This window comes from Streptomyces sp. NPDC048331 (genome assembly GCF_043201215.1).
In the GTDB taxonomy this organism is placed as follows: Bacteria; Actinomycetota; Actinomycetes; order Streptomycetales; family Streptomycetaceae; genus Streptomyces.
Genome location: NZ_JBICYT010000018.1, coordinates 58,221 through 79,757, shown reverse-complemented (window position 1 = coordinate 79,757; position 21,537 = coordinate 58,221). Strand labels below are relative to the sequence as shown.

General features: G+C 72.8%; 17 protein-coding genes. 3 read left to right on the top strand and 14 right to left on the bottom strand.

What is annotated here, in order from left to right; genetic code table 11:
• Positions 1-5: 5 nt before the first annotated feature.
• Positions 6-929 (bottom strand): RNA polymerase sigma factor SigJ, encoded by a 924-nt coding sequence (gene sigJ, locus ACGFYY_RS24675; protein ID WP_393712411.1) that lies wholly within the window; start codon positions 927-929, stop codon positions 6-8.
• A gap of 181 nt (positions 930-1,110) precedes the next feature.
• Between sigJ and ACGFYY_RS24670 the strand changes: the two genes are divergently transcribed.
• Both ACGFYY_RS24670 and ACGFYY_RS24665 read left to right on the top strand, forming a co-directional pair.
• Entirely contained in the window at positions 1,111-2,280 is a 1,170-nt protein-coding gene (locus ACGFYY_RS24670) for an amidohydrolase family protein (RefSeq protein ID WP_393712409.1), read from the top strand.
• Positions 2,281-2,331: 51 nt separating this feature from the next.
• Complete coding sequence (locus tag ACGFYY_RS24665) at positions 2,332-2,841, top strand: cupin domain-containing protein (protein WP_393712407.1); 510 nt, start codon at positions 2,332-2,334, stop codon at positions 2,839-2,841.
• On the opposite strand, the gene ACGFYY_RS24660 is transcribed toward ACGFYY_RS24665, so the two are convergent.
• The 11 genes from ACGFYY_RS24660 to ACGFYY_RS24610 form a co-directional block, all read right to left on the bottom strand.
• The gene (locus ACGFYY_RS24660; RefSeq protein WP_393712405.1) at positions 2,774-3,598 is read right to left on the bottom strand and encodes a glycosyltransferase family 2 protein; all 825 of its coding nucleotides are present in this window, start codon (positions 3,596-3,598) and stop codon (positions 2,774-2,776) included. The genes ACGFYY_RS24665 and ACGFYY_RS24660 overlap by 68 nt on opposite strands.
• A 22-nt stretch (positions 3,599-3,620) precedes the next feature.
• Positions 3,621-4,691, bottom strand: coding sequence for a hypothetical protein (locus ACGFYY_RS24655; protein WP_393712403.1), 1,071 nt, complete (start codon positions 4,689-4,691; stop codon positions 3,621-3,623).
• Positions 4,692-4,697: 6 nt separating this feature from the next.
• A complete protein-coding gene (locus tag ACGFYY_RS24650) occupies positions 4,698-6,155 on the bottom strand; it encodes an oligosaccharide flippase family protein (RefSeq protein ID WP_393712401.1) in 1,458 nt (485 codons plus the stop codon).
• Positions 6,152-6,910, bottom strand: a complete 759-nt coding sequence (locus ACGFYY_RS24645; protein WP_365273571.1) for a chain length determinant protein — start codon at positions 6,908-6,910, stop codon at positions 6,152-6,154. The genes ACGFYY_RS24650 and ACGFYY_RS24645 overlap by 4 nt, the downstream gene beginning before the upstream one ends.
• A gap of 22 nt (positions 6,911-6,932) precedes the next feature.
• Entirely contained in the window at positions 6,933-8,075 is a 1,143-nt protein-coding gene (gene wecB / locus ACGFYY_RS24640) for a non-hydrolyzing UDP-N-acetylglucosamine 2-epimerase (protein ID WP_393712398.1), read from the bottom strand.
• A 3-nt stretch (positions 8,076-8,078) separates the two neighbouring features.
• Positions 8,079-9,335, bottom strand: coding sequence for a nucleotide sugar dehydrogenase (locus tag ACGFYY_RS24635; protein WP_365273576.1), 1,257 nt, complete (start codon positions 9,333-9,335; stop codon positions 8,079-8,081).
• Positions 9,335-10,105 carry a WecB/TagA/CpsF family glycosyltransferase gene (locus ACGFYY_RS24630; protein ID WP_393712396.1) on the bottom strand — a complete coding sequence of 257 codons (771 nt, stop codon included), beginning with the start codon at positions 10,103-10,105 and terminating at the stop codon, positions 9,335-9,337. The genes ACGFYY_RS24635 and ACGFYY_RS24630 overlap by 1 nt, the downstream gene beginning before the upstream one ends.
• Positions 10,102-11,271, bottom strand: a complete 1,170-nt coding sequence (locus tag ACGFYY_RS24625; RefSeq protein ID WP_393712394.1) for a hypothetical protein — start codon at positions 11,269-11,271, stop codon at positions 10,102-10,104. Before ACGFYY_RS24625 ends, ACGFYY_RS24630 begins: the two co-directional genes overlap by 4 nt.
• A gap of 430 nt (positions 11,272-11,701) precedes the next feature.
• Positions 11,702-12,301: an acyltransferase gene (locus tag ACGFYY_RS24620; protein ID WP_393712392.1), complete on the bottom strand. Its 600-nt coding sequence runs from the start codon at positions 12,299-12,301 to the stop codon at positions 11,702-11,704.
• A 345-nt stretch (positions 12,302-12,646) separates the two neighbouring features.
• Positions 12,647-13,276, bottom strand: a complete 630-nt coding sequence (locus ACGFYY_RS24615) for a hypothetical protein (protein WP_393712390.1) — start codon at positions 13,274-13,276, stop codon at positions 12,647-12,649.
• Position 13,277: 1 nt separating this feature from the next.
• The gene (locus tag ACGFYY_RS24610; RefSeq protein WP_393712387.1) at positions 13,278-15,125 is read right to left on the bottom strand and encodes a DEAD/DEAH box helicase; all 1,848 of its coding nucleotides are present in this window, start codon (positions 15,123-15,125) and stop codon (positions 13,278-13,280) included.
• 796 nt (positions 15,126-15,921) lie between these two features.
• Between ACGFYY_RS24610 and ACGFYY_RS24605 the strand changes: the two genes are divergently transcribed.
• Positions 15,922-16,818 (top strand): ion transporter, encoded by an 897-nt coding sequence (locus ACGFYY_RS24605; protein WP_365273591.1) that lies wholly within the window; start codon positions 15,922-15,924, stop codon positions 16,816-16,818.
• A gap of 16 nt (positions 16,819-16,834) precedes the next feature.
• Here the strand turns inward: ACGFYY_RS24605 and ACGFYY_RS24600 are convergent, their stop codons facing one another.
• Together ACGFYY_RS24600 and ACGFYY_RS24595 are read right to left on the bottom strand one after the other, a co-directional pair.
• Entirely contained in the window at positions 16,835-20,425 is a 3,591-nt protein-coding gene (locus tag ACGFYY_RS24600; protein ID WP_393712384.1) for an SAV_2336 N-terminal domain-related protein, read from the bottom strand.
• Positions 20,422-21,534: an AAA family ATPase gene (locus tag ACGFYY_RS24595; protein ID WP_393712382.1), complete on the bottom strand. Its 1,113-nt coding sequence runs from the start codon at positions 21,532-21,534 to the stop codon at positions 20,422-20,424. The genes ACGFYY_RS24600 and ACGFYY_RS24595 overlap by 4 nt, the downstream gene beginning before the upstream one ends.
• Between the last annotated feature and the right edge of the window lie 3 nt (positions 21,535-21,537).

The following is a 21,537-nucleotide window of genomic DNA, read 5'->3' as shown; positions in this document are numbered from 1 at the left end:
ACCCCCTAAAGCGTGGACGGGCGGATTCCGGTGAGCTTGTCGGGGTTGGTGACCGAGTAGACGCCGGTGATCCGGTCCCCCTCGGGGGACAGGTCCACCACGACGACGGCGAGCGGACCGCCGTCGGCGAAGACGAGCGCTCCGGGGTCGCCCGCCACCCGGCGGTGGCGGAGTTCGAGACCCGCCGCCGGCAGGGCGCGCGCCACGGCCATGAACACGGCGGCGACGCGGTCGCGGCCGTGCACGGGGTGGAGGCTGACGGCAGGGCCCTTGCCCCCGCCGTCCGTCCAGAGCGTGACGTCGGGCGCGAGGAGTTCGAGGAGCGTGCGCAGGTCTCCGCCGAGCGCGGCCTCGGCGAAGCGCTCGGTGACCCGGGCGTGCAGGTCGGCCTCGGGCCGGTGGCGGGGTCGGCGGGCGTGGACGTGGCGGCGGGCCCGGGTCGCGAGTTGGCGGACGGCCGTCGGCGAGCGGTCCAGGATCCGGGCGATCTCCGGGTGCGTGAATCCGAACACCTCGTGCAGCACGAACACGGCGCGTTCCAGCGGGGACAGCGTCTCCAGTACGACGAGCAGCGCCATGGACAGCGCCTCGGCCCGCTCGACCCCGTCGGCGGCCCGGTCCTCGGCGACCGCCAGCGGCTCCGGCAGCCAGGTCCCCACGTAACTCTCCTGACGGCGGCCCAGTTCGGCCCGTCGGGCGAGCGCCTGGTTCACCGCGATCCGGACGAGGTACGCGCGGGCGTTCTCGACGGGCTCGGCGTCAGGCTTGCGGTGCCGGGCGGACCAGGCCAACCACACGTCCTGGAGCGTGTCCTCGGTGTCGGCGACGGTGCCGAGCATGTTGTAGACCACCGAGAAGAGCAGTTCGCGGTGGCCGAGGAAGCGGTCGGTGGCGGAGTCGAGCGGGTGGGGCGGCGGCGTGGCGGTCATGCGTCCTCCTTGTCTGCCGTGACCGAAGAGGTCGCCCGGGCCGGAAGTGTGACACGCGGCGGCCCGCGTGTGAGCCGTGTCACGACGGCCGGCCGCAATGTCACAGCCGGAGGTGGGTTCGCCCTCTGTGGTGGCGTCCGGGGTGGATGGGCCGCCCCGGCGCGCAGGAGGAGGACCTTTCATGCGTACACGGATCCACGGCGTCCGCGTCTTCGACGGCCGTCGTGCCGCCGGTGTCCGGGACGTGATCGTGGAGGACGGCCTCGTCGTGGCGGTCCGCGCCCCGAACTCCGCCGAGGACACCGAGGCCGGCGGGGTCGCCGATGTCGAGGTCGACGGCCGGGGCAGGACCCTGGTGCCGGGACTGATCGACGCGCACACCCACGTCTTCGACGGCAGTCTCGCCGAGGCGCTGCGCCACGGGGTCACGAGCGAGATCGACATGTTCTGTCTGCCGCGCCCGCTCGCCCGGCACCGGCGGCTCGCGGCCGAGCGCGACGACGTGGCCGATCTGCGCAGCGCCGGACTGATCGCGACCGTGCCCGGCGGACATCCGACCCAGCTGATCGCCGCACTGACCGGCACACTGCTCGATCCGCAGGACGTACCGGAGATCGACTTCGTGACCGATCCGGAGCGGGCCCCGGAGTTCGTGAAGGCGCGGCTCGCCGAGGGCAGCGACTTCCTCAAGCTCGTCATCGACGACGGGACCGTGCACGGCACCGATCTCCCCGTCATGTCGCCGGCGGTCGCGGGCGCCCTCACCGCGGCCGCCCGTACGGCCGGGCTCCGGGTCGTCGCGCACGCCGTCACCGCCGCCGACGTGGTCACCGCGCTCGACGCGGGGGTGGACGGGCTCGCCCATGTGTGGGCCGACCTCGCCCCGCGGGACCCGGCGTCCGAACGCCTCGCCCGGCGGGTCCGCGACCAGGGCGTGTTCGTGGTGTCCACGCTGGCGTACTTCGAGGCGGTCGACGCCCAGGGGGCGGGCGCGGCGACGTGCGTGCCCCCGGGCCGGTACCCGGCCGCCGGGGGCGCGCTCCGCGCGCTGCGCGAGGCGGGCGTCCCGCTGCTCGCCGGCACCGACGCCACCCCGTTCGCGCCCGCCCACGGCGCGGGCCTGCACCGTGAACTGGAGCTGCTCGTACGGGACGGCGGCCTGCGCCCGGAGGAGGCGCTGACCGCGGCGACCGCCCTGCCGGCCCATCACTTCGGTCTGGCCGACCGGGGCCGGATCGCCCCGGGCCTGCGCGCGGACCTCCTGCTCGTGGAGGGCGACCCGGCACAGGAGATCTCGGCCCTCGGCGCGATCGTCGCCGTCTGGCGCCGTGGCGTGCGGCAGGTCCGCTGAGGCCCGGAGGCCCGGCTCCGTCCCCCACCCTTCCAGGAAAGGACCCCACCCATGTCGCACGAACGTTTCTTCCTCCTCGACGCGGGAGAGGCCCGTCCGGGCCGGATCCCGCTGCCGCCCGCCTTCTCGGTGAAGGCGGCCACCGGGGACACCGAAGGGCGCTTCTCCCTCCTCGAAGTGGTGCTGGCGCGGGAGATCCCGCGTCACACCCACCATGTCGCGGACGAGAGCGTGTACGTGCTCGACGGCGAACTCCTCGTCGACATCGAGGACCGCTCCCACACCCTGACCGCCGGGCAGTTCGTCCTGCTCCCCCACGGTGTACCGCACGCGCTGCGGCCCGGTGCCGGTGGTCCGCCGCGGGTGCTGCAGATCTCCTCGCCGGGCGGCTGGGAGTGCTTCGTGGAGGACATGGTCGAGGCCGGGCCGCGGCTCACCGTGGACGGCCGGATGGACCCGGCCCGGCTCAACGGGATCGCCCGACGGCACGGCATCACGTACGAGGAGCCGGCGGACCGGGAGGCGCCTCCTGCCAACTCGTCCAGAAGCTGTCCGGGTTGACCAGGTAGCGGACGGTCGCCCGGGGCAGGTGGCGGACCTCGTGGCGGCGGCCGTAGCGGCGCACCAGTTCCCAGTCCTCGCGGGGCAGCACCTCGGGGGTGCGGCGCAGCCGGCTGAAGTACAGGGACCGGTTGCGCCGCGCCACGAAGGCGTTGGTGTCCAGGAAGGCCTCGTGGGCGGCGCGGCGGCGGTCGAAGGGCACCGAGAGGACGTCCCGGTCGGTGCCGTCGGGCAGCACCCTGCGCAGGGCGGTGTAGACGGCGTCGGGCCCGTCGGGTGCCTCCAGCGTGGCCAGGGCCTGCTCCAGGTGGTCGGGCTCCCAGAGGTTGTCGTCGTCGAGGAAGGCCACGTAGCGCGACCTGGTCAGCCGGATCCCGACGTTGCGCACGACGCCCGCGGTCGCCGTGTTGCGGGCCAGGGAGACCGCGAACAGCCGTGGATCGGCCGGCAGTTCGGGCAGGCCTGCGCCGTCGTCGACGACGATGACCACCTGGTCGGTGACCGTCTGGGCGAGGGCGGAGCGGACCGCGGCCCGTAGCGCCTCGGGGCGCCGGTGGGTGGGGATGACGGTGGCGACCAGGGCGGCCGGGGGCTCGCCCAGGTCGGCGGCGAGGCGGCGGGCCTCGGCGTCCTCGAATCGGCGTAGCCGCAGGGCGGAGGGGGCCAGCAGGACCTTGTTCCTGGCTTCGAAGAGCACCAGCCAACCGAAGATCCGCTTGAGCAGCCCCCAGGGGGCCCGCGCGATCCGGCGCATCATGTCCTGTCGGTCCTCTCGGTGGTCAGGAGGCGGGTGGGGGTTCGACGGGGCGGCCGTCGGACATGCGGTTCCCCTTCCACACGTTCCCGGCGCCGGACGCGTTCCAGGCGGTGGCGGCGCCGTAGGCCCCGGCGGCCGGGTGGTACTGGGTGGAGAAGACGTTGTTCGTGACCTGGATGCCGGTGGCGCCGGGGCCGCCGCCGTAGAGGGCGTACGCTCCCCCGGCCAGCCAGTTGCCGTCGACGACCACGGAGGAGACCACTCCGGTGTCGGCGAAGAGACCGACGGCCGCGGTGGCGCCCTTGTCCACCGCCGTGGAGTTGAGCAGGGTGTTGCGGCGGATGGTCAGCCGTCCCTTGTTGCCTCCCCCGCTGATGACGGCGTCGGTGTGCTGCCATTCGCCGCCCTGGTTGCGGAACGCGACGATGTCGTGGACGTAGTTGTCGTGCAGGTCCCCCTGTCCCATGGACAGGGCGTTGCCGAACACCGAGATGTCGCACCAGCCGACCTCGATGGAGCTGCCGCCCATGTTGGAGACCGCGTAGTTGACCCCTCCGTTGTCGGGGCCCTTGCCCGGGACGGCGGTGATCGTGGTGTGCAGCACCTTCAGTCCGCTGTATCCGGGCCGCAGGTTGATCCCCCACCAGTTGGTCGAGGTGATCCTGCTGTCGATGACGGTGACGTCGTTGGCGTAGATGTCCAGGGAGCCGCGGATGTCCCAGCCCTTGATGACCGTGCCGTCCTGCTTGACGGACATGTTCCCGGTGTCGTGCCGTTCCAGCTCGATCCGTGGGCCGGTGGTGCTCGCGTCGGGGAATCCGCAGGTGCCGGGCGAGGTGCAGGCGGGGGTGGGGGGCGGCGATCCGCTCGTCGACGGCGAGGCGGTCGGGGCGGGTGTGCCGGGGGTGGTCGGCGAGGCCGACGCCGTGGGCGGGGGTGGGACCGTACCGGAGGGGGTGGCGGGCTCGGTGGCGCCGGGGGCGGCCGTGTGCTCGCTCACCGCGGTGCGGTCGGCCTGGTACAGGGTGAGGACGACGGCGAGCACCACTCCCGCGAGCAGCCACGCCGTCAGGCGCCTTCGGTGCTGGGTCACAGCTGTCTAGCCTTTGAGTAAGGCGCGGCCGGGCAGGACGCACAGGACGTAGCAGAGGGTGCCGGCGGCTCCGGTCGCCAGGAGCGCGAGGACGCCGCTGCCCAGGTACCGCTCCAGGAGGAGGAGTACGGCGGCCATCACCACGCCGCCGAGCAGCGGCCAGGCGCAGGCCCGGGCGACCGTGCCCAGGCGGATGCCGCCGCGGTGCAGGGCGAGGAGGAACACCGGGACCACGACGATCCCGGCGACGAGGACGTGCCCCTGGGCCACTCCGACGATCCCGCCGATGTCGGCGCCGATCACGAGGGCCGGGATCAGGATGATCAGCCACAGTCCCTGGACGCCGATGAGCGAGCGTCGGTGGCCGATGGCAACCAGGCAGTCGTAGGCGAGTTCGCAGCCGATGCGGACCAGGCCGAGCGCCATCAGCCAGGGCAGGGCCCGGGCGGCGGGTAGCCATCGTTCGCCGTAGATCAGTTCCACGACGGGGGCGGCGAGGGCGGCGAGCAGGACGCAGATCGGTACGGTGCCGGCCATCACCACGCCGAGCGCGCGGGCGAATCCGGCGGCCAGCGCCTGTGGGGAGTCGGCCAGCCGGGAGAAGCCCGCGAAGGAGACGCGGCGGGCGGCCTCGGAGATGATGCGGACGGGCCAGCCGGAGATGTTGAAGGCGAGCACGTAGAAGCCGAGGGCCAGCGGGTCCAGGGCCGAGCCCACCACCATGGTGTCCACGTTGACCACGCCGAGGGCGAGCATGCTGGCGCCGGCGAGCGGCAGCCCGAACTTCAGGAGGGCTCGGGCCTGTTCGGGGTCCCAGCCGAACTTCAGGGTGCCGGGTGCGGCGAGGCAGCAGCCGATGAGCGCGGCCACGTTGCCGACCACCGATCCCCAGGCGAAGCTCATGGCGCCCCAGCCCTGGACGGCCAGCAGCAGGGTGACCGCGGTGCTGAGGACGAAGTTGAGGCCGTCGACGGCCATCCGCCGGCCCTGCGCGAACTCCCGGGTGAGGAAGCCGGCGGGGACCTGGGAGAGCCCGTCGAGGACCACGCACAGACACATCACCCGGAGGACGCCGGAGGCCTCGGGCGAGCCGAGCACCCCCGCCACCGCGGGGGCGACCGCGAACAGTACGGCGTACAGCAGGCAGCTGGAGGCGGCGCTGAGGGTCAGGACGGTCGGGGCGAAGCGGCGGGGGTCGCCCTCCCAGCGCACGATCGCGAGCGAGACGCCGAGTTCGTTCGCGGAGAGGAGGACCAGCAGGACGGTCTGGGCGATCCCGTACACGCCCCAGGCCTCGGGGCCCAGGAAGAAGCGGGCCAGGACGATGCCGGTCGCGAAGTTGCCGAGACGCATGACCACGGTGTTGATCAGGCTCCACCTGGCCGCGGAGCCGACCGTGCGCCCCAGCGAAGGCGCCGCCGCCGGGGTGGTGTCGCTCGCGGTGTCCGCCGCGGGGCCGGTCACGGTGATCCGGCCGTACGGGAGCCGGCGGCGCCGGAGCCGGCCGGGTGGGCGACGGTCATGCGCAGGGTGGCCGTCGGGTCACCGGCGTCGGCATCGGCGCCCTCGCCGCTCTCGGCGCCTTCGCCGGGGGCGGGCCGGTGCCTGCCGGGCGAGGTCCCCCGGCGCCGCCGGGCCTCGACGAAGAAGGTGGCCACCAGGCTGAGGACGAAGCCCAGCGCGCCCGCCATGATCAGGAACTGGAGCCTGGCCTTGGTCTGGGCCTCCGGCTTCTGCGGAGGCACGATCGTGGCCATCCGGATCATGGCGTCGGGGGTCACCGACTGCTGGGTCTGGAACTCCAGCAGCCGCTTCTCCGCGTAGGTGGTGAGGATCTCGTCCGACTTCAGCACGGCGGCCTGGTCGGTCCCGACGACGCTCAGCCACATGTAGGGGCCGAGCGCGTTGTCGGCGATCTTCGCCTCGTGCACCCCGGTGACGCCGAGGGACTTGAGGTCCTTCTTGGCGTCGTCGGAGTTGAGGTTGCGGGCCAGGCCGTCGGCCATCCCGGTGAGCGAGGCCTGGGTGCTCAGGAAGGGGTTGCCGTCGAAGGCCACCGTGGCCTTCTTCGAGTTCAGCAGGGTCACCGTGCTCTGCGACCGGTACTCCACCGGGACCAGCAGGTACACGGCGGCGGTGAGCGCCGCCGTGATCAGCAGTCCAGGCAGCAGCACGTACCAGCGTCTGCGCATGACCCGCCAGATCTCCGCGAGATCCATGGTCTTCCCCCTCGAATTGCGTTTACAGCACGTGCTGTTGTTCGGTGGCCGCCCCGCGCGGGACGAGGTCGGTGGGGCGCGGCCTGGTGTGCGCGGGCGGTCCGTCGAGCAGGACCGCGGCGATGCGCTCGCTCGCCCGGCCGTCCCAGAGGGCGGGGCAGCGGGGCGCCGGCGGATCGTCGAGGACCCGGTGCACGGTGGCCGTGATGCGCTCCGGATCCGTGCCCGCCAGCACGTTCGTCCCCTCCTCCACGGTGATGGGGCGCTCGGTGTTCTCCCGCAGGGTCACGCAGGGCACCCCCAGGGCGGTGGTCTCCTCCTGGATGCCCCCGGAGTCGGTGAGCACCACGCGGGCGGAGTCCTGCAGGGCGATGAAGTCGAGGTATCCGGCGGCCGGGACCAGCCGGATGCCTTCGGGCACGCCCAGCTCGGACAGCCGCTCGGCGGCCCGCGGGTGCACGGGCAGCAGCAGCGGGCAGCGGTCGGCGATCTCGCCCAGCGCCTTCAGCAGGCCGCGCAGCGCCCCGGGGTCGTCCACGTTGGCCGGCCGGTGCAGGGTGACCAGGCCGTAGCCGCCCCGGGTCAGCCCGTACCGGTCCAGGACGTCCGACTCCCTGGCCCGGTCCAGGTTGGCGAGCAGTGTGTCGATCATGACGTTGCCGACGACGTGGATCTGGTCCTCCCGGTAGCCCTCCGCCCGCAGGTTCACGGCGGCGTCGGGCGAGGGGGCCAGCAGGTAGTCGCTGAGGCGGTCGGTGGCGACCCGGTTGACCTCCTCGGGCATGCTCCAGTCCCGACTGCGCAGCCCGGCCTCCACGTGGGCCAGCAGGGGGCCGGCCTTCGCGGTGACCAGGGCGCAGGCCAGGGTGGAGTTGATGTCACCGACCACCACCACGGCGTCCGGGGCGAGTTCCTCGACGAGCGGCTCGAAGGCGGCCATCACCCGCCCGGTCTGCTGGGCGTGGCTGCCGGATCCGGCGCCCAGGTAGCGGTCGGGCGGGCGGATGCCGAGGTCGCGGAAGAACACGTCGTTCATCGACTCGTCGTAGTGCTGCCCGGTGTGGACGAGGATCACCTCGGCGCCGCGGCGCTCCAGTGCGTCCATCACCGGTTTGATCTTCATGTAGTTGGGCCGGGCCCCGGCCACGGCGACGATCCTGGTCACGGGTCAGAGCACCTCCACGGTGGGTCCGGAGACCCGGTTGCGGCAGTCGAGGACGTAGGAGGCGTGCTCGGTGACCTGCTGGTAGTCGAAGGAGTCGTGGTCGGTGAGCAGGACCACGACGTCGGCGGCCGCCAGTTCCTTGCGGGTCGGCTCGACCCGCACCAGGCGGGCGTCGACCTTGATGCTCTCGACCACGTGGGGGTCGGCCGCGCGGACCTTGGCCCCCATGTCGAGGAGCAGTTGGGCGATGCGGACGGCGGGCGACTCGCGGGCGTCGCCGGTGTTCTTCTTGTACGCGAGTCCCAGCAGCAGGATCTTGGACCCGTTGACGGAGCGGCGCTTGGCGTTGAGCGCGTCGATCACGCGGCGCGTCACGTACTCGGGCATGTGGTTGTTGATGTCGTTGGCGAGTTCGACGAAGCGGAAGTTCTGGCCGAGTTCGCGCTGCACCCGCCAGTTGAGGTACGAGGGGTCGATCGGCAGGCAGTGGCCTCCGACGCCCGGGCCGGGGGTGAACTTCATGAAGCCGAAGGGCTTGCTGGACGCCGCCTCGATGGCCTGCCAGACGTCGATGTCCAGGTGGCGGGCGAACATCGCGATCTCGTTGACGAGGGCGATGTTCACGTGGCGGAAGGTGTTCTCCAGCAGTTTGGCCAGCTCGGCCTCCTTGGGGGAGCGCACCGGCACGGTGGTGTCGACGAGGTCCCCGTAGAAGGACTCGACGGCCTTCAGGGAGCGGGCGTCGACGCCGGAGACCACCTTGGGGGTCTGCTGGAAGCCCCAGACGGTGTTGCCCGGGTCGATGCGTTCGGGGCTGTAGCCCAGGTGGAAGTCCTCGCCCGCGGTGAGGCCGGAGCCGTCCTCCAGGATGGGCGCGAACAGTTCCTCGGTGGTGCCCGGGTAGGTGGTGGACTCCAGGATGACGGTGGCACCCGGGCGCAGGAAGCGGGCCAGGGTGTGCGCCGACTCCTCGATGTAGCGCAGGTCGGGGGCTCCGTCCTGTAAGGGTGTCGGGACGGTGACGACGGCGACGTCGAAGCCGCCGCAGTCCCGGGCCAGTTCGCTGGGGCGGTAGGTGCCGCGCGCCAGCGCGCGGGCCAGCCGTTCGGAGGAGACGTCCTCCACGTAGGACTCACCGGCGGCGAGGCTCTTGACCCGCCGGGTGTCCACGTCGTATCCGATCACCTGGTGTCCGACCTCGGCGGCCCTGATGGCCAGCGGAAGTCCGACGTATCCCTGTCCCACGACGACGACGCGCATCAGTAACTCCTGTTCGCGGAAGGGGCGGACGGTGTGCGGTGGATGAGTTCCCGGACCGTCATGAGGAGGAAGGCAGCGTTGGTGGTGAGGTAGCGCTTGCCGAGACGGCGCGGCTCCTGGAGGGTGCGGTAGAACCATTCGAGTCCCATCCGCTGCCAGGCCAGGGGAGCCCGCTTGGTGATGCCGGCGAGGATGTCGAAGGAGCCGCCGACGCCGTGGACGACGTGTGCGCCCGTGCGCTTGCCGTAGCCGGCGGTGAAGATCTCCTTCTTGGGTGAGGTCATGCCGAGGAACAGCAGCCGCGCCTCGCTGTCGGCGATGGCGTCCGCGATGTCCTCCTGGTCACCGTCGCCGAAGTAGCCGTTACGGCTGCCGGCCACCCGGAGCTTCGGGAAGCGCTCGGAGATCTGCCCGAGCATCATCTCCAGGACGTCCTCCTGGGCCCCGAGCAGGTAGACGGGGATGTCCGCCACCTCCGCGGCGGCCAGCAGTCGCATGAACAGGTCGATTCCGGCGACGCGTTCGGGCAGTCGCACGCCCAGCACGCGGCCGGCCCAGACCACCGCCTGGCCGTCGGCCAGGACGAGGTCGCAGCCGGCGACCGCCTCGGCGAGGAGGGGGTCGCGCCGCATGTTGACCAGCTTGGCCGCGTTGACCATGCCGATCTCGATCTGTTCGCCGCGCCGCACCGCGTCCAGGCAGCGTTGCACGGTCTCGTCCATGGTCAGCGGGTCGAGCGGGACGCCGAAGAGGGACTGTCGTCGTGTCATCTCCGGGGCCCTCCGAGCCAGGCGAAGAGCATCCAGCCGAACTCGTACGGTCGGCACTCGCGGTCCACGGCGCCGGGTCGGAAGATCCGGTCGAGCGGGGCGAGCCGTGCGTGCGGTGCCACCCGGGTGGTGAGCCCCCGGGCGGCCCGGACGGCCTTCTTCGGGTCGCCGCGGTAGACCTTGCGCCAGGTGACGCCGAAGTCCTCGCGGATCATCGACTCCCGCGGGTTCCCGGTGGGGTCCGCGAGTTCGGGCACGTCGGTCATCCAGCGCAGCCCGCGGCGGATCGCCGCGCCGAAGTCGGTGCCGCCCGCCTCGGCCAGGTCGAACAGTGCCGTCGGGGCCATCGCGTGCTGGTGCACGCTGTAGACCGGGTAGCCCTCCACCACGCCGCCCGCGCGGGCGTCGTAGTGCCACCACCACTGTCCGCCGTCGCCCTGCAGCTCGCAGATGCGGGCGGCGCAGGCGTCGGCGGCCGCGAGGGCCTGCGGGTCGTCGCCGCTCGCGTGCAGCCGGGCCAGTGCCTGCAGCGGATAGGTCTGGTCGGCGAAGCAGGCGACGTGGGAGCGGTAGCCGGGGACCAGCCCGGGCTCGGTCGCGTGCGGGAAGAGCGGGCTGTCGCCGACCCGTGCCGCGAGCAGCCGTACGCGGGCCGCCGCGAGGCGCTCCTCCACGTCCACCACGGCGCGCGCGGCCGTGAGCGCGGAGAGCACCCAGGCCGCCTCGACCGTGTACCGCGGTCGCCCGGGTACGTCGAGCGTGGCCAGCCGGTCGAGGGCGTCGGCCAGCTTGGGATGGCCGGTCTCCGCGGCGGCCCAGGCGATGAGCGCCGCGTCACCGAGGTTCACCACCCCGGGCAGTCGTTCCACGAGCAGGCCCGTGAACTCCTCGGCGGTGCGCCCGCCGAAGAGCGCGCGCTGCCGGTCCTCGGGCAGGAAGCGGGCTCCCAGCGCGGTGATCGCCGCGTACCGGATGCTCGTTCCGCGCTGCTCCAGGACAGGTGTCCCCTCGGGCGAGATGACTCCGGCCCGGGTGAACACGAAGGTTTCCTCGTCCGGCAGGTACATCGCCGGCAGCCCCGCCTCGGCCAGCGCGAGCAGCCGCTCGGCCAGGGCGTGCAGCGACCGGTCCTCGTGGGCCAGTGCTTCTAATCGTGTGGTGTTCATCGGGTCCCCACCCCGATTCCCCTGGTGCTCCCCGCACCCCGTATGTCCGAGCTGTACGGCTCCAACACACCTACCCCCTCTGATCTTCTCCTCGGACGGACCTGGCGGTCGTCACTCCGTGGAGGGGGACTGCGCATGACGGCGTCCGCGCCCGCGGCGATGTCACGCCGATGGCACGAACCGTCCGTAGGCCGCGTCTGGATCCCCCCAGCGATGCCTCGGACCGGGACACGCGTGAACGGCAGTGCCGGCAGTCGCGGTGTGCCCGCGCCGGCCATGGCACTGCCCCGGTGCCTCGTCGTACACAACCCCCCACTGAACATGGCCTGTTGCCTGCTCAGATCCCGTGTGCAGGGACACGTTATGCCCGCGGATGTTCGTTGATTGCGGTTTTGAGGAAATGCCGGTTCTCTAAATCGCCGACATTCCGTCAGGTTCGCTCGATGAGCGTGCCGTCCTTCTCGTCGTGCAGCGCTCCGGTGCGCGGGCACTCCCACGTACCCGACTCCCCCTCGCGCTCCACCAGGCGGACCCCGGCCCGGCCCACCCACCCGATCCGCCGTGCCGGCACGCCCGCGACGAGCGCGAAGTCCGGCACGTCCTTGGACACCACGGCGCCGGCCGCGACGAGCGCCCAGCGCCCGACGCGCACCCCGGCCACGCACACCGAACGGGCCCCGAGCGAGGCCCCCTCGGCGACCACGACCCCGGCGGCCTCCCAGTCGCCGCCCCGCTTGATCCGACCCTCGGGGTCGACCGCGCGCGGGTAGAAGTCGTTGGTGAGCACGGCCGCGGGGCCGATGAAGACCCCGTCGCCGAGGACCGCGGGCTCGTAGACGAGTGCGTAGTTCTGCAGCTTCACGTGGTCACCGATCCGTACGCCGGGCCCTACGTACGCCCCGCGCCCCACGATGCACCCGCGCCCGAGTCGGGCCTCCTCACGGATCTGTGCCAGATCCCAGATCGTGGTTCCCTCACCGAGTTCGGCGCTCTCGTCGACCTGGGAGGAGGGTTGGATACGGACACTCACGGCGCGGTCCCCTTACGGCTGCGAGGCATACGGAAGCACAGGTGCACGATGTACGGATGTACGGAGTGCGGGTGTACGAGGCGAGCATATGCGCCGACGGCTCGGACCACCCGCAGATCAACCGACTGTTCACGCAACACACTTGAGCCCGTCCCGGGGGCGGTGGGATCGGCGCGGGCGGTCGGGAGCGGAAGGACCGGGCCGGCGGCCGGGAACGAGTTCCTGCCATGCACACGCTCGACAGCACGGCCTTCGAGGAGCGGTCGCGCCGCGGCCGACAGGCCCTGCGGGTGTTCGCGCTGCTACGGGGCCGTCGGGGCCGGAGGGTGCGGGGTGTCGGAGGGCTCAGCGGGTGGTGCGGACGCGTGCCCTCCGGGCGGGCCCGCACCGCTCCCCCTCGGGCCGGCCGGGCCCTTCGGCCGCAGTGAAGTAGGCGCCCGGATCGAGGCGGTCGAGTGCGATCCAACGCTGCGGCACCGCTTCGGCGGGCTCCTGGCCGCGACCCGCCGAGGAAGCGTGGGAGAAGCCCTGCACATCGAGGGCGACGCGGGGATCGTCGTCGATGCGCCGCGCCATGTCGTAGTAGGCGGCCAGCTCATGGACGCACCGCGGGGTGGCGGTCGGGCAGGAACAGTGGACGCGGTCGAGGGTCGGTGCGGGTGGACGGCCCGCGTCGACGATCGCGCGGTACAGGTCGTCGGTGAGCAGGGGTCGGCCGCCGCCCAGCCGGCGGGAGATCTCGGCCGCCGTCCCGGGCGACATCGGCGCGACCTCGATCGTGACCACCGAGGTGCCGCGGCCCCGGTGCACGACGGCGCGCACGGTCCGCTGGTCGAACGTGATCCGGACCTTCCCGTCGCGTACCGCGCGCCGGGCGCTCGGCAGCCGGGGATCGGGACGGGTCTGGCGCAACGACTCGGCGAACCGGACCCAGTCCTTGCCCCACTTCGTGTATCCGTGGTCGTGGTCGGCCATGTCAACCGACCCGCTTCCGGCGCAGGACCTCGATGAGACGGTCGTCGTCCAGTCGGGTCAGCTCGGCGACGCCGGACGGCTCGGTCATGTCCGACAGCGCGGACTTGCGGTGGTGCATGGCCGCGATGTGCTCCTCGACGGTGGTGCCGGTGGTCAGGGTGGTGACGGTGACGGTGCGGGTCTGACCGATCCGGTGGACCCGGTCGGATGCCTGGGCCTCCACGGCCGGGTTCCACCACCGGTCGAAGTGGATGACGTCGGCCGCGCGGGTGAGCGTGAGGCCGGTGCCCCCTGCCTTCAGGCTGAGGACGAGCACCTTCGGACCGTCGTCGGACTGGAACCGGCGGACGATGTCGGCCCGTCGCTCCTGGTCCAGGCCGCCGTGGAAGAACGGCGCACTCAGCCCGAACCGTTCGGCGAAGTGCCGGACCAGCAGCTCACCGGTCTGCCGGTACTGGGTGAAGACGAGGGTCGGAGCCTCGTTCGCCAGGTTGGCGGCCACGATGTCGGTGCACAGGTCGAGCTTGCCCGACCGGCCCGCCAGTTCACCGAGGTCGTCCGTGATCAGGCCCGGGTGGTTGCAGACCTGCTTGAGCGCCGTCAGGACGGCGAGCACCTTGGTCTGCCGCCCGGCGCCGCTGCCGAAGCCGTCGTCGACGACCTGGTCCAACAGCCGGTCGTACAGCCGCTCCTGCTCCTCGCTGAGGTCGCAGAGGAGATCGGCCTGGATCTTGTCCGGTAGGGACCCCGCCACCTGGGACTTCTTCCGCATCAGCACGACCGGCTCGATGGCCCCGCGCAACCGGGCGGAAGCGGTCCGGGAGCCCTCCGCGATCGGCCGCACGAAGCGACGGCGGAACTGCGTCCGGTTCGCGAACAGGTGCGGTGCGACCAGATCGAGCAGGGCCCACAGCTCGTCGAGGTGATTCTCCACGGGCGTTCCGGTCAGGGCGATCCGCGCGTCGGCCGTGATGGTGCGGGCGGCCTTCGACACCTGGGTACGGGGGTTCTTCAGGACCTGTGCCTCGTCGAAGACCGCGGCGCTCCACCGGATCCCCGCCAGGGCCGGGCCGTGCGCGCGCAGGGTGGGGTAACCGGTGAGCACCACGGTGCCGCTCTCCACCTCGGGCAGCGGCCCGCCGCGCCAGGTCACGGTCCGCAGTCCGGGGGCGAACCGCCTGATCTCGTGCGCCCAGTTCCCCACCAACGAGGTGGGGCAGACGACCAGGTGCGGCGCCTGTGCGGCGTGTCCGGCGAGCCAACCGATGGTCTGCAAGGTCTTGCCGAGTCCCATCTCGTCGGCCAGCACCGCACCGCCGTGCGTGGCGACGGTCTCGCGCAGCCAACTCACCCCGCGCACCTGGTAAGGCCGCAGGTCGGCGGTGAGGACCGCGCGCATCTCTCCCGCCGTCGAGGTGGTACGGCGGAAGACGCCGCCCGCGTGCTCCGCCGTCGTCACGGCGACCCCGGTGGCGTCGGGGACCGCGTGCGCGGCGATCGGCAGAGCCGATTCGCCGCCCGCGATCCACGACCGCCACGCCTTCACCGACCGGCCGGGCGCGTCGAGGGGCACGTCCGCGAGCCGCTCCGGTTCGATCAGCACGCAGTCGACGTCGGACACCGTGAGCCCGCCGAGGTCCGGCGTGGGCACCACCAGGGGAACGGACTCGACCTCACCGACCGGTGGGACCGCTCGCACGGGGGCGCCGCCCCAGTGCCACAGGGCGAACATGTGCCGGTCGGGCAGGTAGGTGGCCTGGGTCTCCGACGGCCCCTCGGGCAGCGGGGTACCGGACCTCGGCGACGTGGATACGGATGCGGATGCGGATGCGGATGCGGATGCGGTCATGAATACCTTCGGGCGCGGTCCGGAAAACCTGACGAACGGACCGTAAGCAATCGATCAGACGTATGTCAATTACCGCACGACCGATGGCATTCGACGATTTCCCGACGTATCGAGGGCATGCCGACCAGTGTTCTGTCAATTCCCAGCAGGTGTTTGACCTCGCGTGAATTCTGTGCCCCACCTCGCCTGCGGCCCCTTGCCCCCTGCGCATGTCGCGCCCGGAGGCGCGCAATTGCAGGAATTCATTTCGGGCGGCGAAACGGAAATCGACGGGCTTTGCCTGGAGGGGGCAGGAAATGCCCCGCGGCGGTCACGGCTCGGGAATTCCTTCGGCACGCTCATCGGATTCGGAGCGTCCGGTTCGCCGGATATTCCGTACGCCGCGTGACGCCTGCGGCGGTACGTCGCCGTAGCCTCACGCGGCAGCCGATGCGGCGACCGGCGGGGGCTGAAGATGGTGAGGGGGGAGGACTCGGATCCATCCGGGTTCGCCGAGCGACTGCCCCTGACACCCCGGGAGATCGCCCGCGTCGAGCGGGTGTCGACCCGTGTCCGTCCGCTGGAGGCCGTGCCGGGGCACCCTTCCGAACCGGCCCCGGTCACACCCGACGTGGCCGCGGCCTCCCTGGTGGCGCCCGCCGAACGGCCCGCTCGTCGGGCCGGTCCGGGTTCGCACGTTCCCGCTCACGGTGCGGCGCATTGGGGACGAAAAGAGGTGAAACCCGATCGACGGTGGGGCGTTAGAGGGGTGGGCCGCCGTTTCGCCCGCGGCTCAGACGAGAGTACGAGGAGCACGATGACACACCCGAGGCCGGCCGGACGCGGTCGGATGAAGCTGGCAGCCCGATGCCGGGTGGCCACGGAGGCCCCCGCCTTCGGGATGGTCGTCTTCTGCGCGATCCTGTTCAACGCCGCGTTGATGGGGGTGGAGACCTACAGCGGCCTCGCCACGGAGTACCGGCCCGTGCTCCAGGGCGCGGAGAACTGCTGCCTGGCCCTGTTCACCCTGGAGATGCTGCTGCGCGTCGGCGCCTGCGCGGACCGGCCGAAAGCATTCTTCCGCGACCCGTGGAACCTCTTCGACCTCGCGGTCGTCGCCTCCGCCTTCGTCCCGCTCGTCCGCGAGAACACCACCCTGCTGCGGCTGCTCCGCCTGGCCCGGGTCCTGCGCACCGCCCGCTTCCTCCCGCACCTGCGCATCCTGCTGATCGCGGTGGGCCGCAGCCTGCCGGGCACCGCCAGCTTCCTGTTCGTCGGCGCGCTGGTGCTGTACGTGTACGCCATGGTCGGCTGGGTCTGCTTCGCGAGGTCGGACCCCGGGCACTACGGCTCGGTGGGCCGCGCGATGCTCACCCTCTTCCTGCTGACCACGCTCGACGGCCTGACGGACGCCGTCCGCGCGGGGTTGCAGATCTCGCGGCTGAGCATCATCTACTACGCCTCCTACGCGCTGCTCGCCTCCTTCGTGCTGGTGAACGTGCTCATCGGCGTGGTCCTCAACTCTCTCGACGAGGCACGCGAGATGGAGGACGAGGCGAAGCGCGCCCCGGCGCCGGGCGCGGAGCCCGACGTCCGGGCGCGGCTCGCCACGGCCCGCCGGGCCCTGGACGAGATCGAAGCGAGCCTGCCACCCGCGCCCGACCGGCCGGACCGTCCGGAGCGGCGACTGGAGGCCTCGCACACCGGGTCCTGAACGCCGGTCCGCCCCCTCAGGCGCCGCCTGCGATCAGCCGGATGTCCCGGCCCCCGTACGGGCGCTCCTCGGCGCTCCAGCGTTCCGGCCAGCCGGGGAGAGGGGGCTGCGGGTCGCTCTTGAAGCGCACGCCCTGGAAGTGGACCCCGCCACGGAACAGGGCGCCCCGGAAGTCCACCGGCTGCTCGAACGTGGTGTCGGAACTCGTGAGGTCACGTTCCCAGGTCGCGGCCGCGAAGGAGACGGGACCGACGAACCTGGTTCCGCTCAGCCTGACCCGGCCGCGGAAGACGGTGCCCGAGAGGTCGGCCGCGCCGGTCACGTGCATGGCGCTCAGGTCCGCGGCATCCTCCAGCACGGCCCGCGCGAAGGACACCTCGCCGGCGAACACGGCGTTCGTGTAGGCCGCCGGGCCGCGGAAGACCGTACGACGGAACCGACCCGCCCCGTGGAAACGGCTCCGGTCGAAGGCGGTGCCGTCGTGGAACACCGAGCCGTCGAAGGAGACCGGCCCGGCGAAGGTCGCTCCCACGAAGGCCGCTCGGCTGCCGAACACGGCCCGGGTGAAGGAGGCGCGGTCGGTGAACTCGACGTCCACCCGGTTCCAGCCGTCCACGAAGTGCGCCCGGTCGAAGTCCGCCGGGCCCAACCTCGTAGGTCCCGACGGATGAGCACTCAGCGCCCGCAACAATCGTGGGAGCAGCCCGTGTTCGAAAGTGGTGCCCCGGAGGTCCACCGGGGCCCCCGGTGACAACGCCCCGAGGTAGGTCTCCTGGTCCTCGACCTCCAGATGGGCCAGGCACCGCTCGTACCCCGGCAGCCGGATGCCGATGCAGGTCTGCGGGTCGGCCGGTGAGGCCCCCGATCCACAGACCGGCCAGCCGACGCCCTCGTCCAGGAGCGCGCCCGCCTCGGCCAGCACCTGCGCGAGCACCCCGGTGGGCGCGTGGTCGTCGGCGCACACCCAGCCCTCGTCGGCGCCGCCCACCCGGTGCAGCGCGAGCCGAGCGGGCGAGCCGATCATGTCGCCCAGCTCCTCGTGCAGGCGGTGGGACACGGCGAGGACGAGCGCCCCCGGGCGCACCGTCCGTCCCAACCGGTCCGCGATCGCCGGGTGCCGCACCAGCCGGGCGGCCTCGTCCGCGCCCCTTCCCACGGCGACGCCGAGGGAGGGGTGCAGACCGTCCAGGCGCCGGAATCCGAACCGGGTCATGACCCCGGGCAGTTCGAACAGGAGCCGACCCGCCGTGGCGTGGGCGCCCGGCTCGGCGAGCGTGACGATGAGCGGATCGTTCCCCTCGCCTCCGGTCAGCCGCCCGGTGACCCCCGCGTCCGCCATGAGCTCGATCAGCAGGGCCTGCGTGTACGCGTTGGCCGGACCGCCGGCCGGGTACACGCCGTCGGGGCCGGGCAGCACCGCCAGGCACACGCCGGTCTCCGGGTCGGCCGCCGGCCCGGAATCCGCCAGCACGGCACGGAAGCCCGGCTGTTCCATCAGCGCATCGGTCAGCAGGAACACCAGGCGGTTGGGCCAGACCGAGTGGACGACACCGATCAGGGCGCCGTTGCGGGAGACCGGGCCGCCGCGGTAGTGCGTCCAGTTCTCCGGCTCGGCCGACAACCGGACGATCTCGCCGTTGAGGTCGCCGTCGTGCGGGACCACCTCGCCCGTCAGGGAAACCGGTTCCCCCTGGTCGGTGCGGCCGTCGATCCGGACCCGGGCCGAGTGACGGGCCGCGGGGAGCCACGGCAGCGGCTCCGCGCAGACGGCCGGGTCCACCAGGTCCTCGTCGGCCCGGAGCAGCAGCATCCGGGGTGCCGCGTCGTCGGACCACACCGTGCGGCAGGGGATCTCCCGGTCGGCGGGCCGCACCCAGGCCACCGCGCCCGGCGCGGGCTGCGCGTCGCCGACCGTGAGGACCAGCCTCGGCGTCAGCAGGGTGCCGACCTCCTGGGGCTCGGGCGCGGCGTCGTGGCGGACCCGGACGACCCGGCCGGCCAGGCCCGGCTCCCGCGGGGGCCGCGCCGCGAAGGGCAGCGTGCCCTCGGCCACCCGGCGCACGCCCTCCCGGCCCGTGGTGACGCGGGTGGCGGAGAAGTCCGGGCCGGGACTCCGGTTGCGGGACATGAACTCCCAGACTCGGCGCCGTACCAGCTCCCGGACGGCGGCCACGTCCCCGCGCAGTTGCGAGCCGAGCAGTGCCTCCCGCACGCCGGGCAGGAACTCGAACTCCACGTCCCCCGGGTCCCGTTCGTCCTCCCAGGGCTCGAACAGCCCGCCGAGCGCGACTTCCGCGAGGTGACCGTGCTCCGAGTCACGCAGCAGGGAACGCCGGACGAGGGTCATCACGGGCAGGGTCAGCGGTACGGCGGCCAGGTGGGCGGCCAACTGCTGGGCCGTCGGCGAGGCGCCCGCCCGGAAGCGTTCCACCACGTCGAGGGCGCTGCGGCCGACGCCGGGTCCGGGATCCTCCGGGGCGTTCGGGGCGGCGGGTTCCGGATCCAGGCGCAGGCAGGCCAGGCGCCGCCACCGGCCGTCCCCGGAGACCACCCGCACCAGCCGGGCCAGGCTGCCGGAGGCGACCCCGACCACGGGAACCAGGGGCACCACGGGGACGACGGGCGAGCCCGTGGTGCGGCGCCGTCCCGCGCGGGCGCGGCGGGCGGCCGGCACACGCTGCCAGGAGCGGGTGGCGGCGGCCGGTCGGTCGGCGCGGACGGCGAAGGGGACGGGTCGGACGGCGCCGCGTGTCCAGAGCCGTTCGGGCAGGACGTTCAGTACGGCCACGGCGTTGTGGGCGCACCAGTGCCGGAGCATGCTCCGCATCGGGTCCTCCCGCCAGCCGCCCGCCACGGTGTCGGAGAGGACGAGGATCAGCCGGCGGCCGGCCGGGTCGGCCAGTTCCAGGGGGTTGCGGGGCGGGCCGCCGTGGCCGCGGGTGACCATCGGGGTGGCGCCGGGGCCGGTGCCGGTCAGTTGCCAGGTCCGCACGTCCCGGAAGACCCCGCTGCGGGTGAGGACGCGGCGGATCTCGTCCACGTGGTCCGACCAGAGCAGCATGGAGTGGTGGGTGTCGACGACCAGGGCCAGGTCCAGCCAGCGGCTCTCGGCGGGGCGCAGGACCGGGGTCGTCACCATCCGTTCGATGCTGCGCTCCACGGTGAGCTGCTCGTCCAGTTCCTCCCCGGGGCCGCCGATGGAGCGTCGACCGACGGGTCGCAGGGAGCGCATGAGGGCGAGCGGGTCGTCGAGGGAGGCGGCCCGGGGCAGTCGCAGCGGGGAGCCTCGGCGTTCCGTGGCGTCGTCGGCCGGTTTCCCGGCGGGGTCGCGGCGGACGGCCGGGAAGAGCTGGACGGGCGGCTCGCCGTCGGCCGGGGCGACCGCCCCGGGGGTGGCGCCGGGCTCGGGCGCGGACGGGTCGGGCGGCGGCCGGCCGGCCGGCGGGTCGGCGCCGGGCTCCTCGGGCGGGTGGGCCCCGGCGGGGTCCACGCGAGCCGCGAGCCACAGGATGTCGGCGATCTCCTCCGCCCCGATGCCGGTGCTCGGGACGCTGCCGTCGGCGCCGTCCGGGCCGTCGGCGAGGGCCGCGAGCAGCCTGTCGATCACGCCGTGGGCCCGGTCAGGTGCTGCATGACGGTGGCGAGGAAGCGTTCGCGGTCCGCGGGCGCGGACCAGGCGCCGGCGAGGCGGAGTTGGATGGCGTTCAGGAGCTGGTCGGTGGCCAGGTCGCCGTCCTCACCGCGGTCGAGGAAGGCCTGGACGAGGTCCTGGTACTCCTCGCCGGAATCGATGTCGACACCGAGCCGGCGGCGCACGATGCGGGCGAGCTTGTCCGGCCCGGGCGGCTCCAGGTGGAGGCGGACGCAGCGGCGCAGGAAGGCGGGCGGGAAGTCGCGTTCGCCGTTGCTGGTGAGGACGACGATGGGGAAGTAGCGGCACTGGACGCGGCCCTGGGTGATGCGGACGACCGCGTCGGGGTCGTCGTCGGTGCCGATGGCGACGGTGGGGTCCTCCTGGGCGAGGCGGGCGAGTTCGGGGATGAGGAAGCCGCCGTCCTCGAAGACGGTGAGGAGGTCGCCGGGGAGGTCGATGTCGCTCTTGTCGATCTCGTCGACGAGCAGCACGCGGGGGCGGTCCTGCGGGAGCAGGGCGGTACCGAGGGGGCCGAGGCGCAGATAGCGGGAGATCGAGGGCGCGGAGGGCACGTCCCGCGGGGGCGCGGGCGCGGATCCGCCCCCGGTCGTGGCCCCGGTCGCTGCCGCGGTGGGCGGTGCGCCCGGTGTGCGCAGTTGCTCCAGCCCGGCCTCCTGGAGGCGGCCGATGGCGTCGTACAGGTACAGTCCGTCCCGCAGTACGGTCCGGCTGGTGATCGGCCAGTGCAGTACGGGCCCCAGGTTCAGGTCGGAGGCGATGCTGTAGGCGAGCGTGGACTTGCCGACGCCCGGTTTCCCGGTGACGAGCAGCGGCCTGCGCAGGTGCAGGGCCGTGTTGACCACGTCCTTCTCCGGCTCGTCGGGTACGTAGCCCTCGCCGCGCCGCCAGGTGCGCTCCCAGGCCGCTCCCGCGCACCCCGGCGGCGCGTATCCGGGGTCGGGTGCGCCGGTGAAGTCCCGCCAGGGTGGCGGGAATCCGGCCTCCAGGCGGGCACGCCGGTCCGCGCCCTCGCCGGTCCCGTGGTACAGCCACCAGTCCTTCACCACTGCCTCTGCCTCCATCTT

Bases quoted from the DNA above. Each gene is read 5' to 3' on its own strand.
- sigJ (WP_393712411.1), bottom strand. From the start codon at position 929: ATGACCGCCACGCCGCCGCCCCACCCGCTCGACTCCGCCACCGACCGC.
- ACGFYY_RS24670 (WP_393712409.1), top strand. From the start codon at position 1,111: ATGCGTACACGGATCCACGGCGTCCGCGTCTTCGACGGCCGTCGTGCC.
- ACGFYY_RS24665 (WP_393712407.1), top strand. From the start codon at position 2,332: ATGTCGCACGAACGTTTCTTCCTCCTCGACGCGGGAGAGGCCCGTCCG.
- ACGFYY_RS24660 (WP_393712405.1), bottom strand. From the start codon at position 3,598: ATGATGCGCCGGATCGCGCGGGCCCCCTGGGGGCTGCTCAAGCGGATC.
- ACGFYY_RS24645 (WP_365273571.1), bottom strand. From the start codon at position 6,910: ATGGATCTCGCGGAGATCTGGCGGGTCATGCGCAGACGCTGGTACGTG.
- ACGFYY_RS24635 (WP_365273576.1), bottom strand. From the start codon at position 9,335: ATGCGCGTCGTCGTCGTGGGACAGGGATACGTCGGACTTCCGCTGGCC.
- ACGFYY_RS24630 (WP_393712396.1), bottom strand. From the start codon at position 10,105: ATGACACGACGACAGTCCCTCTTCGGCGTCCCGCTCGACCCGCTGACC.
- ACGFYY_RS24625 (WP_393712394.1), bottom strand. From the start codon at position 11,271: ATGAACACCACACGATTAGAAGCACTGGCCCACGAGGACCGGTCGCTG.
- ACGFYY_RS24615 (WP_393712390.1), bottom strand. From the start codon at position 13,276: ATGGCCGACCACGACCACGGATACACGAAGTGGGGCAAGGACTGGGTC.
- ACGFYY_RS24610 (WP_393712387.1), bottom strand. From the start codon at position 15,125: ATGACCGCATCCGCATCCGCATCCGCATCCGCATCCGTATCCACGTCG.
- ACGFYY_RS24605 (WP_365273591.1), top strand. From the start codon at position 15,922: ATGACACACCCGAGGCCGGCCGGACGCGGTCGGATGAAGCTGGCAGCC.
- ACGFYY_RS24595 (WP_393712382.1), bottom strand. From the start codon at position 21,534: ATGGAGGCAGAGGCAGTGGTGAAGGACTGGTGGCTGTACCACGGGACC.